Annotated in this window: 16 protein-coding genes; 9 read left to right on the forward strand and 7 right to left on the reverse strand. The window is 40.5% G+C overall.

Annotated elements, in window-relative coordinates; translation table 11 throughout:
- The 7 genes from AC1D0Y_RS06430 to AC1D0Y_RS06460 form a co-directional block, all read right to left on the reverse strand.
- Entirely contained in the window at window positions 1-1182 is a 1182-nt protein-coding gene (locus tag AC1D0Y_RS06430) for an MFS transporter (RefSeq protein ID WP_060744846.1), read from the reverse strand.
- 236 nt (window positions 1183-1418) lie between these two features.
- The gene (gene budA / locus AC1D0Y_RS06435) at window positions 1419-2132 is read right to left on the reverse strand and encodes an acetolactate decarboxylase (RefSeq protein ID WP_477707386.1); all 714 of its coding nucleotides are present in this window, start codon (window positions 2130-2132) and stop codon (window positions 1419-1421) included.
- A gap of 16 nt (window positions 2133-2148) precedes the next feature.
- Entirely contained in the window at window positions 2149-3828 is a 1680-nt protein-coding gene (alsS, locus tag AC1D0Y_RS06440; protein WP_081085185.1) for an acetolactate synthase AlsS, read from the reverse strand.
- A 226-nt stretch (window positions 3829-4054) separates the two neighbouring features.
- Window positions 4055-4219 carry an aspartyl-phosphate phosphatase Spo0E family protein gene (locus AC1D0Y_RS06445; RefSeq protein WP_081085186.1) on the reverse strand — a complete coding sequence of 55 codons (165 nt, stop codon included), beginning with the start codon at window positions 4217-4219 and terminating at the stop codon, window positions 4055-4057.
- 869 nt (window positions 4220-5088) lie between these two features.
- Window positions 5089-5286: a YwbE family protein gene (locus tag AC1D0Y_RS06450; protein WP_028407531.1), complete on the reverse strand. Its 198-nt coding sequence runs from the start codon at window positions 5284-5286 to the stop codon at window positions 5089-5091.
- On the reverse strand, window positions 5286-5465 hold the full coding sequence (locus tag AC1D0Y_RS06455; RefSeq protein WP_060744848.1) for a hypothetical protein: 180 nt from the start codon (window positions 5463-5465) through the stop codon (window positions 5286-5288). Before AC1D0Y_RS06455 ends, AC1D0Y_RS06450 begins: the two co-directional genes overlap by 1 nt.
- Before the next feature lie 82 nt (window positions 5466-5547).
- The gene (locus AC1D0Y_RS06460) at window positions 5548-5916 is read right to left on the reverse strand and encodes a winged helix-turn-helix transcriptional regulator (RefSeq protein ID WP_013055500.1); all 369 of its coding nucleotides are present in this window, start codon (window positions 5914-5916) and stop codon (window positions 5548-5550) included.
- 329 nt (window positions 5917-6245) lie between these two features.
- On the opposite strand from AC1D0Y_RS06460, the gene AC1D0Y_RS06465 reads away from it, so the two are divergent.
- From AC1D0Y_RS06465 to AC1D0Y_RS06505, 9 genes are all read left to right on the forward strand, one after another.
- The gene (locus AC1D0Y_RS06465; protein WP_060744849.1) at window positions 6246-7445 is read left to right on the forward strand and encodes an MFS transporter; all 1200 of its coding nucleotides are present in this window, start codon (window positions 6246-6248) and stop codon (window positions 7443-7445) included.
- A 57-nt stretch (window positions 7446-7502) separates the two neighbouring features.
- Window positions 7503-8459, forward strand: coding sequence for an LLM class oxidoreductase (locus tag AC1D0Y_RS06470; RefSeq protein WP_060744850.1), 957 nt, complete (start codon window positions 7503-7505; stop codon window positions 8457-8459).
- 120 nt (window positions 8460-8579) lie between these two features.
- On the forward strand, window positions 8580-8813 hold the full coding sequence (locus AC1D0Y_RS06475; RefSeq protein ID WP_217599003.1) for a hypothetical protein: 234 nt from the start codon (window positions 8580-8582) through the stop codon (window positions 8811-8813).
- 101 nt (window positions 8814-8914) lie between these two features.
- Window positions 8915-9841 carry a malonate decarboxylase subunit epsilon gene (mdcH, locus tag AC1D0Y_RS06480; RefSeq protein WP_060744851.1) on the forward strand — a complete coding sequence of 309 codons (927 nt, stop codon included), beginning with the start codon at window positions 8915-8917 and terminating at the stop codon, window positions 9839-9841.
- Window positions 9842-9878: 37 nt separating this feature from the next.
- Entirely contained in the window at window positions 9879-11531 is a 1653-nt protein-coding gene (gene mdcA / locus AC1D0Y_RS06485) for a malonate decarboxylase subunit alpha (RefSeq protein WP_050689313.1), read from the forward strand.
- A gap of 5 nt (window positions 11532-11536) precedes the next feature.
- Window positions 11537-12403: a triphosphoribosyl-dephospho-CoA synthase gene (locus AC1D0Y_RS06490; RefSeq protein WP_060744852.1), complete on the forward strand. Its 867-nt coding sequence runs from the start codon at window positions 11537-11539 to the stop codon at window positions 12401-12403.
- A 23-nt stretch (window positions 12404-12426) separates the two neighbouring features.
- Window positions 12427-12729: a malonate decarboxylase subunit delta gene (locus tag AC1D0Y_RS06495; RefSeq protein WP_028407538.1), complete on the forward strand. Its 303-nt coding sequence runs from the start codon at window positions 12427-12429 to the stop codon at window positions 12727-12729.
- The gene (gene mdcD, locus AC1D0Y_RS06500; protein ID WP_060744853.1) at window positions 12716-14416 is read left to right on the forward strand and encodes a biotin-independent malonate decarboxylase subunit beta; all 1701 of its coding nucleotides are present in this window, start codon (window positions 12716-12718) and stop codon (window positions 14414-14416) included. The genes AC1D0Y_RS06495 and mdcD overlap by 14 nt, the downstream gene beginning before the upstream one ends.
- A complete protein-coding gene (locus AC1D0Y_RS06505; RefSeq protein WP_060744854.1) occupies window positions 14404-15012 on the forward strand; it encodes a malonate decarboxylase holo-ACP synthase in 609 nt (202 codons plus the stop codon). Before mdcD ends, AC1D0Y_RS06505 begins: the two co-directional genes overlap by 13 nt.
- Window positions 15013-15032 lie beyond the last annotated feature (20 nt).

The following is a 15032-nucleotide window of genomic DNA, read 5'->3' on the forward strand; positions in this document are numbered from 1 at the left end:
TCAGGCAAGGTGCTTTTGGTTAATACGTACATCTTGTTTTTTGAATCCAGAATAATTTAGTAAGAGACAGAATAGGGCAAAAAGCGCTAGTAAAGAAAAACCGACAACGTAATCTCCGCTTGTATCTTTTATAAAGCCTAGCACAATAGGAGGGAAAAAGCCGCCTATTCCTCCGAATGCTCCTACGATCCCGGTAACAGCTCCAATATTTCCTGTTGAAACAGATGGAACCATTTTAAAAACAGCTCCATTTCCGATACCAAGAGTAATGGCTGCAAGTAAGCAACCTACGCTAAATAGGGAGAAGGCAGTGATGGTAAATGCAATAAATAACCCTATTAGTAGCATTCCGGTAAAGACGAAGGTAAGTACTTTTTTTGCTCCGAATACATCCGATAAATATCCTCCAAGAGGCCGTACAAACGTTGCTAGTACGACAAATACAGCTGTTTTCAGCCCACTGTCTACAGTTGAAGCATTAAATTGATCATGCAAAATGGTAGGAAGATAGATGCTGAACGTTACAAACCCACCAAATGTTAAAAAATAGAAAACGGATAAAAACCACGTTTCTTTAAATTTTAATACCGATAAAGATTCCTGCAGCGTTTTGGGGGAAGCAGCAGAAGGGTGGTCTGAAGTTCCTACCCATAATAAAAGAGCCATTAAGGCTACCGCAATTGCTAAACTCCAAAATACCCAAGGCAAGCCAAAAGAAGAAAAGATAAGTGGAATACTAAAGCTTGCTACCGCCGATCCTAAGTTGCCCATCCCGGCAATTCCTAAAATAAAACCTTGCTTTTGAGGTGAATACCATTTAGAGACATATGTAATGGAAATAGCAAAGGTTGTTCCGCCCATGCCAATAAAAAATGCCCAAAAGAGCAGCATGGTATAAGAATGAGTAAAGCCTGCACAAACGGTAGGGAGTAGAAGAGCCAGCATCGTCAAAGAATACACTTTTCTTCCTCCGAAGCGATCTGTTAAAATCCCCATCGGAATTCGCATAAGAGAACCTAATAAGACGGGAGTGGCAATTAAGATACTTTTTTCAGCATTGGTTAATGAATACATCACTTGAATATCTGCAGCGATAGGTGCGAAGACAGACCATACTGAAAAAGCAATAATCATAGATAAAGTCGAGATAAGAAGTACAGATAAAGGCCGTTTAGAAAACATTACTTAAAAACCTCCTTTTTTATATGCAGCGTAAAGCTGTTGCAATATGGTAATTATGATACTACGCTTTCTTTTTTATGTATCATTCTGTGTTAGGTTTTCTTCCGTGGTTTTATGGGAGACCTATATTACTAATAGAAATGGGAGGAAACTTAAAGATACACGAAGTGTTCATAAAAAAACTCTCATCGTCATGCGTAACGATGAGAGTTTTTTTACAGTAAAAGCATCGTTGTTTATTCAGCGGTCGCAATTTCTTCTTCTACATCATGGTCTTCTAAGTTAGCATTTAAAAATTCACTTGTTTCCGATAAATTAAGATTTAATTTCGTTTTTTTGCAGATTTGAATTGTAACATCCTGAACGGAGACATCTAAAACATGTCCCCCTTCTTTTTTATATTCATCAATAAAGTGCAGGTGGTAGCCGGGAACACCGATGCCTGAAGAATATTCTGGCGTGTAAAAACCTGCTAGTGTTCCATTTACATCTGAAGATGTAAATGTAGGCTGATCAGCAGCCGCATCTACCATAGAAGGATAGGGCTTCTCTTGCTTTGCAACCGTGCGCGTTTTTACTTCTTTAAACTTCCCGTCAATGCGAACTGCATAGAATAAATTCGGGCTAGGAATAAGCTCGTTCATTAAGCTTTCTAGTTGTTCACGATTCATTTCCTTTTCTACACGATAAGAGATATCTTCATAAAAGGTTGTCATAATGGCAAAAGGTGTTTTTGCATCTTTACTAATAGGTGCGGCTTTTCCATCAGCAATATGATAAAATTCTCCGTCAAAGGCAATCATTTCACCATCCAATTGATTAAACGTACCGATGCCGAAATCACCTTTCTTAGCTAAATGCTTGTATGTGACAACACCGTCAAATACTCCGTCTAATAAAGCGATCATAGTGGAAGTTTGGTGAATTGTTAATTTTTCTTTATTGCTCATTCTTTACTCAGTCCTTTCAGTTAATTTGATCTGGCAGTAGCTGTGTATTTAGTTTTTCATTATCTTTATAATCTACAGGAACATCAATGATAACGGGGCCTTGTTCACGAAAAGCGCTTGCTAGAGTGTCCAGAAATTCTTCTGGTGAGTTAACTCTAAATCCTTTGGCACCAAAACTTTCAGCAAGCGTAACAAAGTCTACGCTGCCAAACTCTACTGCAGATTTTCGGCCATATTTAATCTGCTGTTGAAAGCCAACCATATCGTAGGTTTGATCGTTCCAGATAATGTGAACAATTGGTAAGTTTAACCGAACGGCTGTCTCGAGCTCCATAGCTGAAAATAAAAACCCGCCGTCTCCAGACATGGACAGAACTTTTTTATGGGGGCGAACGAGTGCAGCTGAAATGGCCCAAGGCAAAGCAACACCTAGTGTCTGCATACCGTTGCTGAATAGTAAATGCTGAGGTTCATAGGAACGAAAATAACGAGCCATCCATATGTAATGCGAACCAACGTCACATGTGATGGTAGTATCATCTTCAACAAAGTTCTGCAGAGCTTCAATTAATTGTAGGGGATGAAGGTGAGTGTCATTAGAAAACTCGTACTGATCGTCAGGTTGTTCAAGTTTGCTTTTTAGTGTTTTTAAAAAAGAAGCACTTTCTTTTGAACGTATTAAATGTGGGAGTTTATCCGCTAATATGTCAATTGTGCTTGGAATATCTCCTACTAACTCAATTTCCGGCTGATAATGGTGGTCAGCTTGTGCTTGTAAATCATCTAAATGAATAATGGTTCTTTGACTTTCTGAGTTCCAAAGAGAAGGAGGGTATTCAACTGGGTCATATCCGATTGTTAAGACGACGTCAGCATGCTTCAATAAGACGTCTCCAGGCTGATTGCGAAAAAGACCTACTCGCCCAAAAAAGTGAGTTTCAAGCTCTCGTGAAACAGCTCCCGCACCTTGGAACGTTTCCACCACAGGAAGGTCATGTTCTGCTATAAGCTGACGGATTGATTCCACTGCTTTAGATTTACTTGCTCTCATACCTAAAAGCAAGACAGGTAGTTTTGCTGTGCGAATAGTGTGTATAGCTTGGGCAACAGCGTCTAAATTAGCAGCCCCAATCGTAGGAGCTTTTAAAACGGATAGAGTGGAAGCTGATGTTTCGCTATCCATTACATCCTGCGGCAAGCTGACAAAAGATGCTCCTGAAGGAGAAGAAACAGCTTCGCGAAAGGCGTCTGTTATCACTTCTGGAACGTTTGCAGCGTCTTCTACCTCAACGCTGAATTTGGCGATAGATTTAAATAATCCTTCATTATCCATTGATTGATGCGTCTTTTTTAATCGATCTGCTCTTGGAACGGCTCCTGCTAGGGCTACCACTGGATCACCTTCAGAAGTAGCAGTGACAAGGCCAGTGGCTAAGTTAGCGGCACCTGGACCTGATGTGACAAGGCAAACGCCCGGCGTACCTGTCAGTCTTCCTATAGCAGCTGCCATAAACGCAGCATTTTGTTCATGGCGGCAAACAATTACTTCCGGCCCTTTTTCTTTCAAAACATCAAATACGCCATCAATTTTGGCTCCTGGAATGCCAAAAATATAAGGCACATTCTGACTTGCCAAACTTTCTACTAGTAAGTCAGCTCCTTTTTTTGTTTCGGTAGTATCAGCATTACTCATCATGCATTCTCTCCTTTATATTTCTTATATAGGTTTTAAGGCCTACTGATTGAATACCCAATTTGTATGACAACTAATCAAAGGAAAGGAGAAGGTTTTAATTTTCTAAATAAAAAACTTCCCTATTAATTAGGGAAGCAGAGATGTACCTATTGCGAATAAAACATATCTGTTTTATTTGTAGGTTTATGGTACCTGAGGGATAGCAAGTGAAAGTCCTACGCGGCTCTTATTTGTTATGGTTAAAAAGCTTTTGGTAACTAACAATTTTTTGATCTAGCTTTTGACTTAATTTTAAAATCTCACCCTGAGAATAGCTGCTTGTTTTCTTAGCTAATTGGTAAATATCTGATTGTAAGGCTCGAATTTCTTTTTCTAACTGAGGTTGCTTCATTGAAATCCTCTCCAAGTCAGAATACTTCTATCTTCTATGTTTTATCTTTTATCTAATAGTATGAAATTCCTTCATATTTGTAAAATGTTTTTTGTTTTGAAAAATATGACATAGGTGAAGAGCTGCTGACAAGCTTTGTCGAACACTTTTTTTACCTGTTTTCAACAAGTATGATATACTGAGGCTAGGAAAAATGACAATCTGGAGCGCACGTTCAGTTATTCTTAACAAGCGAATGAATTCTTAGCTTTGACAAGTTTAGCTTGTAAGGTGAAGAAATTCATCACATAATCTTATTAGATCTGAACCTTGTTAGCCCGGATGAGGATTTGTCGAAAACGATTCACTAGAAAAAACCTTCGAGACCGCCAACTCGGAGGTTTTTTTATTTTTGTGTATGGGAAGGGAAAAAAAGACATAGACTAATAAAGAAAAAGGTCCCGCACCCATAATCGGCCGTAGTTGATTACACCTTGTCCATTTCTGCAAGGAAGCTGTCTTTTTACTATAGGGAAGTGCCGCCAAACACCATTCCCTAAAGACAATCAGCACACGAGCCTTATGGATGAAGAACCTTTTAGACGATACTTATCGGTGATTACTTATTTTGCTACTGGAAAAATAGCAAAATAAGAGCGACTATGGCTCCTAAAAGCTCGACGTAAGCCGTTAGGAGCTGAACATTCTCAGCATCTAGGAAAAATGACTTGAGGATTTGTCTCAGACTATCCACCACCTTTTTTTCCTTGCGTGAATTCCCAAGGGAAAGAAAGGGGACGACAGTGCTTCTTTATTTTAACAAAAGTAGGAAATGATAAGTAGATTTATTTGAAGGATAAATTAAAAAAGCATGTAGAATACATGCTTTTTTAATTTGGGTAAATTTCTTTTATACGTCCGACTTGTCCATCTGTTAAACGAACTTTAATGCCGTGAGGGTGAAAGCTTGAATTGGTCAGAATGTCTTTGACCGTTCCATGTGTCAGTTTTCCAGAGCGCTGATCTGCTTTTAAAACAATGTCGACTTTAATTCCAGGAGCTACGTCTTTTCTATTTTGTCCGTTCATTATACACCTGTTCTCTTTCGCTGATTATTCGTTTTTTTTGTTTGTTGACTTGTCAGCTTTTTGGTTGCTTGATTAGTACTGCTGTTCTTAGCTTTATTTGAAGATTGGTTTTTCTTATTAGCAAGCTGCTGTTTAATAGCATCTTGAAGACTAATTTTCTTTTTTGATTGTTCTGTCATATGGGCTCCTCCTGAATACGTACATCGTCTGAAAAACAAAGAAAGTAAGGCAATGAAAAAGCTGACTATCTAGTCAGCTTTTTTAATTAGAAACAGTGACTTCTTCTACAGGCTGCATAAGTACAGCTTCTTTATCAGGATACGTTTTTTCAATATGATGTTCTCCCCAAGAGCATAATGAATCAAGAATGCTTTTTAAAGACCATCCGTAATCTGTTAAAGAATATTCTACTCGAGGCGGCATTTCATTGTACATTTTTCTAACAATGATGCCGTCTGCTTCAAGTTCACGAAGCTGCTGCGTTAATACTTTTTGTGTAACGCGCGGCATAATTCTTTTTAATTCTCCAGGGCGCTTTGTCCCTTTAATTAAGTGGCAAAGAATAACGACTTTCCACTTGCCTCCAATGACTTCTAGTGCCGCTTCCACTGGAATATTATATTTTTTCACGTTAACAACTCTCCTTGTTCTAGAGATAACGGTTAAATGCATGGTTTCGCATTTTTTCTGATGTTTATCATACCACTATAGAGCAGAATTTTCTAGGTGTAAGCATTTTTTTAGAATACCCAATAGCTCATGACTTTAGTATTTACGCTTATTGTAACCTCCAGGTACCTATATCACTTGAAAGTGGGTACTTTTTCTTTGGTTTTACATCGCTCATAATAACAATTGTTGATGGCGAGTTAGCGAATATATGAAAGGTACCTAAGCTAATCAGCCATAAAAGAAACTATTATAAAGAAGTTATTATAACGAACAGGAGGCGTTAAAAAGTGAATACACTTTCACAAACACAACAAAGTAAAAAAAGCGGTGCTTTGCCGCTATTAGCGCTAGCTATTAGCGCCTTTGGGATTGGAACTACAGAGTTCGTTCCAGTAGGTTTATTATCATCGCTTGCAGATGATTTAAATATTTCCATTACACTAGCAGGGTTATTAATTTCAGGATACGCAATGGGAGTGGCATTTGGAGCTCCCGTATTAACAGCTTTAACAAGTAAAATGAGCAGAAAATCACTGTTGATGCTATTAATGGTTATTTTTATCGTAGGAAACTCAGTAGCAGCTTTATCAACAAGCTTTGGACTGCTGCTTATAGCACGAATTATTACTGCATTTTCACACGGAATTTTCTTTTCTATCGGTGCGACTATCGCTGCTGATTTGGTACCGGAAGATAAGCGGGCAAGTGCCATTGCTTTAATGTTTACAGGTTTAACAGTTGCAACGGTTACAGGTGTTCCGCTTGGTACATTTATCGGACAAGCTTTCGGCTGGAGAGCAACATTTTGGGGAGTAGCGTTACTTGGGGTTATTGCCATTATTGCAAGTGCTCTTTTAGTGCCTAAAAACTTAAAAGAAGCGCCGCCGGCAAAGTTTAGTGATCAATTGAAAATTTTGAAAAACGGGCCGCTTTTACTATCGTTTGCTATTACTGCCTTAGGATATGGCGGAACGTTTGTAGCCTATACGTATTTAGCACCTATTCTTGAAAAACTAACAGGATATGCACCAAGCGCGGTTAGTATCTTACTGCTGGTATACGGTGTAGCGGTAGCCATCGGAAATACAATCGGAGGAAAAGCTGCGAATAAAGACCCGTTAAAAGCATTATTTTGGATGTTTCTAATTCAAGGCGTTATCTTAGTTATTTTATCGTTTACTGCATCATTTAAAGTAGCGGGAACGATTACGATTTTTGCCATGGGCTTATTGGCATTTATGAACGTACCTGGACTGCAAGTGCTGGTCGTGAACTTAGCTGAAAAGTATGTTCCTTCAGCAGTGAATGTAGCGTCTGCGCTTAATATTGCTGCATTTAACGTTGGAATTGCTATTGGCTCCTTTGTAGGCGGCCTGATTGTTGATTCGATTGGTCTTGTTCATACTCCTTGGATTGGAGGAGTTATGGTTTTAGGAGCGGTCTTATTAACAGCATGGAGCCGCTCAATAGAAGCAAAAGCAAAATAAAACAAGAGAGCATCGCCTTTTGCGATGATCTCTTATCTATAAAAGGAGAGGAAGCAAATGACTGCATTTCAACATCATAAGGCGTATCGTCGTATGTATAAGGAGAATGAGTTAACGTTAGGTTTGCATATGCCGCTTGAAAATTATCAGTATGCCACGCCTACGATGGAAAAACAAGTAGAGCTCACGCAGCTTGCAGAACAATATGGATTTACAAGCTTATGGTTCCGTGATGTCCTTCTTCAAGATCCATCATTTGGCGATCCAGCAACGGGTCAAATTTATGATATGCTTATTTATTTGACTTACCTTGCCAGTCAAACAAAAGAAATTGCTCTTAGTACATCTGCTATTGTGCTGCCTTTGCGTCATCCGCTTCGTGTAGCTAAAGAAATGGCAACCATTGATCAGCTTTTTCCTGAGCGGTTGATTATGGGCGTATCTTCTGGAGACCGTCAAGCAGATTTTCGAGGACTAGGTATTCCTCATGAAGAAAGAGGAAAGCGATTTACAGAGGCTTTTCATTATTTAGAAGCAGCGTTAAATCAAGATTTTCCATCTATCCAGTCTACTTTGGGTTCTGTTCAAGGAGCAAATGTGGTTCCTAAGCCAACGAAACGTATTCCAACGATGATCACGGGATACAGTCAGCAAAATATAGAGTGGTTTGCCCAGTATGGAGACGGCTGGATGTATTATCCTCGTCATCCTCATTTTCAAGCAGAAGCTATTACACAATGGAGGAAACTGGTTGACATCTATCATCCAGGCGTTTTTAAACCTTTTACGCAACCTATGCATCTAGATTTGGCAGAAGATCCAAATGAAATGCCAACGCCAATTCGTTTAGGATTTCGAGCAGGTCGTAATGCATTAATTGAGCTTCTTTCTATTTATAAAGAAATAGGAGTTAATCATCTCTTTTTTGCTCTTTTTGATAGTAAGCGTCCCGCTGAAGAAGTTATACATGAGCTTGGCGAAGAAGTGCTTCCGCATTTTCCGGCTCATCTGTAGCTAAAAGTACTTTAGTTGAAGATCCGAACGAGTTAGATTCTTAATGGAGAATCTAACTCGTTCGGTTTTTTTTATTGATAGGACGAACGTAGATTTTATGTATGGAGTTGCTTCTAGCGGTTGATTGGAGGACAAGACGAAGACTCCTGCGGGAAAAGCGGAATAGGTGAGACCGGCAGAAGTTTAGCGACGAGGAGGCTCAGCGGACGCACGCGGAAAGCGAAGTCTTGCACGGAAATCAACCGTGATGAAACAAGCGAGCCATATGAGCTCATGTATCCCATTTTTTCGTCTTTAGATTGGATTCATTTAGTTATATCCCAACCTCTTTTTTATATAGATTTCAAGTTATAGGATATATAAGAAATATGTATTAGAGTTATTGATCCTATGTTCTTTATAATAAAATTATCCATTATCTCCTTGGATGATATAAAGTCGAAAGGAGAAACACGATGAGTGTTGCATTTCTATTTCCAGGACAAGGTGCACAATATGCTGGTATGCTTCATGATATAAAAAATAAATGGGGATTAGCGACTACGTTTGAAGAAGCAAGTGAGGCATTAAATCAAGACGTATTATCGTTAGATTCGTCAGAAAAATTGAAATATAATAAAAATGTTCAGATATGTCTTTTTATTGCAGGAGTAGCTACGGCTAGGTCGTTTAAAAACAAAGGATACTCGCCAGACGTAGTAGGGGGGCATTCAATAGGGGCGTTTGGAGCAGCAGTTGCATCTGAAGTGTTATCTTTTAAAGAAGCTCTTCTTCTTGTGAAAAAAAGAGGGGAACTGATGGAAAATGCTTATCCTGATGGTTATGGTATGGGGGTTGTAATGGGACTTCGCGAGCATCAGCTTCTCTCTATTGTACATGAACTAGCAACTGATGCAGCTCCTGTGTACGTAGCGAATCTAAATGCTCCTGATCAAATGACGATTTCTGGCACTTTAAAAGCAATCGAGAAAGTTCTTGAAAAAGCATCTAAAAAAGGGGCTAGAAAAACTAAAATGCTTCATGTAACGGTGCCTTCTCACTGTCCTCTTATGGAAGGAGTTTCGAGTGAACTACGAAAAACAATAACTGAAGTAAAAGGAAAAGACCCGATCGTTCCTTTTATAGGTAATTGTAAAGCTCGGAAATTATGGAAAGCTGCTGATGTTAAGGAAGACTTGGCTGCGAGTGTTGCCCTGCCCGTTCGTTGGCATGATACGACGGAAGTTATGTATGAAATGGGCACAAGATTATATATTGAAATGGCTCCAGGAAGAGTGCTGACGGATTTGGCTGCTAAGAGCTTCCCTGAAGCAAGGGCTATTTCGGCAGCCGAATCTACGATGAAAACTTTGCTGATTTTAATGGAAAAAGAAAAAATGTAAGCGTATTAATTTGGAAATGTCAGAAAGGAGCTAGAACATGAGTGGCATAAAAAAAACTTCAAAATCATGGACAACTCGCCGAGATCAAAAAGCAGCTCGCCTTGCACAAATAGACCATCTTCTTAAAGGAAAGTTATTGGGTAATGAACACATTATTGAAGCGTTAGAATTGCTTATATCACCCGGAGATAAAGTAGTGCTTGAAGGAGATAATCAAAAGCAAGCATCTTTTTTATCAAAAGCGCTGAATGAAGTAAGCGCTGATAAAGTAAACGGCCTTCATATGATTATGTCTAGTATTTCACGTCCCGAACATCTCGACATATTTGAAAAAGGAATTGCTGAAAAAATTGATTTTTCGTACGCCGGTGCTCAAAGCCTTCGCGTGTCTCAAATGATTGAAGATGAGACGTTGAAAATGGGAGAAATTCATACATATCTAGAGCTTTACGGACGCCTTTTCATTGATTTAATTCCGAACATTGCCTTAGTGGCTGCTGACAAAGCGGACGCACAAGGTAATTTATATACAGGAGCAAATACGGAAGAAACACCAACCATTATCGAGGCAACGGCGTTTAAGGATGGAATTGTTATTGTGCAGGTAAATGAACTTGTTGAAGAACTTCCGCGAGTGGATATTCCGGCTTCTTGGATTGATTGTATCGTCGTGGCGGATCAGCCTTATCAATTGGAAGCTTTATTTACGCGAGATCCTCGTCATATTACAGAGCTCCAAATTTTAATGGGTATGATGACAATTAGGGGGATCTATGAACGCCACAGCGTACAATCATTAAATCATGGCATTGGCTTTAATACCGCTGCAATTGAGCTTTTGCTGCCTACTTATGGAGAAAAGTTAGGACTGAAAGGTAAAATATGCAAGCATTGGGCTCTGAATCCTCACCCTACGTTAATTCCGGCTATTGAAAGCGGATGGATCGAGAGCGTGCACTGCTTTGGCGGAGAAGTAGGGATGGAACAATACACAGCAGCGCGTCCAGATGTGTTTTTTACAGGACGCGACGGCAGCCTGCGCTCAAACCGTGCGATGTGTCAAGTGGCTGGTCAATATGCGGTAGATGCTTTTGTAGGATCAACTTTGCAAATAGATGGAGAAGGAAATTCTTCTACCGTCACATCTGGACGTTTGTCAGGGTTTGGCGGAGCGCCTAATATGGGACATGACCCTAGAGGCCGCCGACATTCTACCCCTGCTTGGCTAGATATGATAAACGAGCAGCACGAACTAGCAAGAGGCAAAAAGCTAGTTGTTCAAATGGTTGAAACCTTTCAATCAGGAAATGAGCCTGTTTTTGTGGAATCTTTGGATGCGATAAAGGTAGCGAAACAAGCGGGATTAGCTACTGCTCCTGTCATGATTTACGGAGATGATGTGACGCATGTTGTGACGGAAGAAGGAATTGCTTATCTATATAAAGCACAAAGCTTGGACGAAAGAAAAGCAGCGCTTGAAGCAGTAGCAGGGGTAACACCTATAGGCCTGCGACATAACCAAAATAAAGTGGAAAAGATGCGCAGAGATGGCCTAGTGGCTTTTCCCGAAGATTTACAGATTCGCCGTACAGAAGCAAAGCGTTCATTATTGGCAGCAAGAAGTGTCGAAGATTTAGTAGAATGGTCGGATGGCTTGTATAATCCGCCTGCTAAATTTAGGAGCTGGTAAGGAATATGCGTATTCAAAGTATTCAAGAAGAGCCAAGACCAGCTGTGTTTTACTCATGTCTAATAGCTAAAATGGCAGTTACCGCTCTGGTTGATGAAGCGGTGCTTACACCTAAGCCTGGGCTTGTAGATGCAGCAACAACTGGATCTCATCAAGATATGAATATTGAGACGCTGTTAACTTCTGCTTATGCTTTACAACCGACCTTTTTACAGATTGCATTATACAGTCAAGGAAAGCATCCAAGTCAGATGCTGAGGGAAGAAATTGCTCGAATTGGACGCGAGGGCGAACAAATTATGTACGCGGCTACGGATGGTGTTAATACACACAAAGGAGCCATTTGGGCATTAGGTCTACTTGCTTCTGCAATAGCAGTTTGCGGCATTCAAGCATCACCTGCATCCATCACAGAAGCTGCAGGACAAATTGCTCGTTATGCAGATCGTTTTTGTCCTCTGCATTCATCTAATGGACTTCGTGTGAAAAAACAGTATGGCGCAAAAGGAGCGGCTGGAGAGGCGAAGCAGGGGTTTCCCCACGTGATTCATATAGGCTTGCCTGCTTTACATAAAGCTCGCAAGCTAGGCATAGATGAAACATCAGCAAGGATTGATACTTTAGTAACATTAATTGCCAACCTTGATGATACGTGTATTTTGCATCGTGCTGGTCCGGTTGTGTTAGAGGAGGTTAAAATGGCGGCATCCAATGTGTTACAAGCTGGAGGGGTATCTACATCAATGGGAAAACAGCGGCTAGAAGCGTTAGATCATATGCTTCTATCATCTAACGCTTCTCCAGGCGGAAGTGCAGATTTGCTGGCTGCTGTATTATTTTTAGATCGAATATCTCTTTTTAAAGAATCGTAAACGTCTGCAGGGAGGAGTGGCTAATGGAAACGTTAGTGTTTAAATACAAAGCCGATCGAAAGTTAACTCAGCGCGCACATGTAGGCGTTGTTGGTTCAGGGGATTTAGAAATTTTATTGGTTCCTTCGGATGAAGAACATGCTCACGTATCAGTACGAACAGGAAGTGAAGGGTTTAGTGAAACCTGGAAAGCCGTATTAGACCGGTTCTTTAGCGTTCATACCATTCAAGCGAAAATTGTAATTAATGATTTCGGTGCTACGCCTGGTGTAGTCGCCTTGCGTCTTGCACAAGCTTTGGAGGTGAGTGAAAATGGGAGTGAATAGTCAAAGCTTTATTGAGTTAAATGGAAGAGAACGAGCGGAGGCAATCTTAGATCAAGGAACATTCTATGAGCTGCTTGGCCCTTTTGACGGAATCGAATCGCCTCATTTACCTAAGCAAAATATTGTTCCTCAAAGCGATGATGGTGTCATTATAGCAGGTGGGCTGATAGCAGGAGAGCCAGCCGTTGTCATTTCCATAGAAGGAGGATTTCAAGGGGGAGGCATTGGTGAAGTATCGGGAGCTAAAATTGCAGGAGCTTTAGAACTAGCCCTTAATAATCACAAAAAAGGTGTTCCTGTCAGACCTGTTTTTCTATTCGATACAGGAGGGGTAAGGCTCCAAGAAGCGAATTATGGACTTTTGTCGATATCTGAAATTGGCTCAGCTGTGGTTGCTTTGCGTGAGTATACACCTGTTGTTGGAGTTATCTCAGGAAATGTAGGCTGCTTTGGAGGAATGTCCATCACTGCTTCACTCTTTAGTTATCTCATTATGACAAAAGAAGCAAGGTTTGGCCTTAACGGCCCTGAAGTGATCGAGCAAGAAGCAGGGGTTGAAGAGTTTGATGCAAGAGACCGAAGTTTAATCTGGAAAACGATTGGCGGTATTCAACGCTATGAAACCGGGTTTGCAGATGCCTTAGCACAGAATGATGTCACTGCTATTCAACGAGCGGTTCAAGAGACGTTTCAGAAGAAAGAAAAAGCAACTAGTAAAACAGAACAAGTAGATTTTTACAGACATTTGCTTAGTAAGGTTGATCCTTCAGAAAAAATGGCTCCTGATCAGTTTCAACAATTGTATAAAGCAACAAAAAATGAACCTATCCCTTCAACAGTCTCTTACTCATTGAATGAAGTTCCAGGTCACATGCCCAACAGCCGCGGTCGCGTGTGGATCAACGCCTTAATAAATGATGAAGAAGCAGATTTTGAAATTCCTTCCGTTCTTTATAAAGACGCATTGCTAGGAAGAGAAAAGGTCCGATATATATCGGTTGTACCTAATCCTTATAATCGTTTCTTACGTGCACGAAAAGGGGAAGTAGGACTCGATGAAGGATGGGCAATTGCCAAGCACGTTCGTGAAGTAATAAAAGAAGATCGAAATCAATCTCCGCGCCCTATAATTGCCATTGTAGACGTACCGAGTCAAGCGTATGGCTATCATGAAGAACTTCTAGGTATTCACTATGCTTGCGGTGCTGCGGCTGATGCTTATGCAGCAGCGCGCTTAGCAGGTCATCCGGTTATTACGCTAATTGTCGGAAAAGCAATTTCAGGAGCATTTTTGGCTCATGGATACCAATCAAATCGAATTGTGGCTTTAAAAGACGAAGGAGTAAATGTTCACGCCATGTCCAAACAGTCGGCAGCGCGCATTACTAAAAGAAGTATAAAAGAACTTGAAGAAGCTTCAAAGAAAGTCCCGTCCATGGCTTATGATCTTGAATCATTTGCCTCACTTGGCGCTTTATATGAGCTGGTTAGCGGTATTCAAGCAGAGCAGCCCACAGAGCGCGACGTTCAAACGATTCAAGATATTTTGACTGGAGCAGTAGAAGATGTACGCCGTGAAGGTGTGTACGATTTAAGCACCCGGCTATACAGTGAGCAAGCAAGGAAGGAAGGGCGAAAAGCTTCTTTATTAGTAAGAGATGAGTTGGAAAAACAATGGAATATATAGCTCATGATTTACTTCAGTTAAAAGAGGAAGTAAAGCTTATCAGTTATACACCTATCCCCGATTGGGTGGAGCATTCTTTAGCGAAGGCTCCGCTTGTCGTTGTAAGGCGGGCTGTTCACCGAGATAGCCTGATACCTGTTGGAGTAAGGGGAGAAAGAAGGAATCAGCGTTTTGGAGCATTTGTATCTGAGCAGGCCGTTAAACAAAGAATTAGGCCGGAAGATCTCGTTTCTATTTTTCAAAACGGCCACTTTAGAAACATGCCAGCCATAGGTGCTTTAAAAGAAGTCGCAATTATTTTAAAAGATTTTGCGTGGGGACCAACCGGCAGTGTGGGATTCGAATTTGCAAGTGGTGCCGAAGTTGTTACAACAACTAGTGATTTGGATATACTTATTCGGCTTTCTTCTTATTTGTCGGTGGAACAAGCGCAACTGATAGTTAATCAGTTAAAAGAGTGTCCAGTTTCTGTAGATGTACAGGTAGAAACAGAAAAAGGAGCATTTTCTCTGATGGAATATGCAAGAGGAGAAAAGAAGCTGCTTCTGCGTACTGTATATGGACCTACCTTAGTAAAACTGAATCAATTAGTATAAAAGACGGAAGAGGTATTTGC

The sequence above is a fragment of the Priestia sp. P1_B12_1 genome (assembly GCF_056406695.1).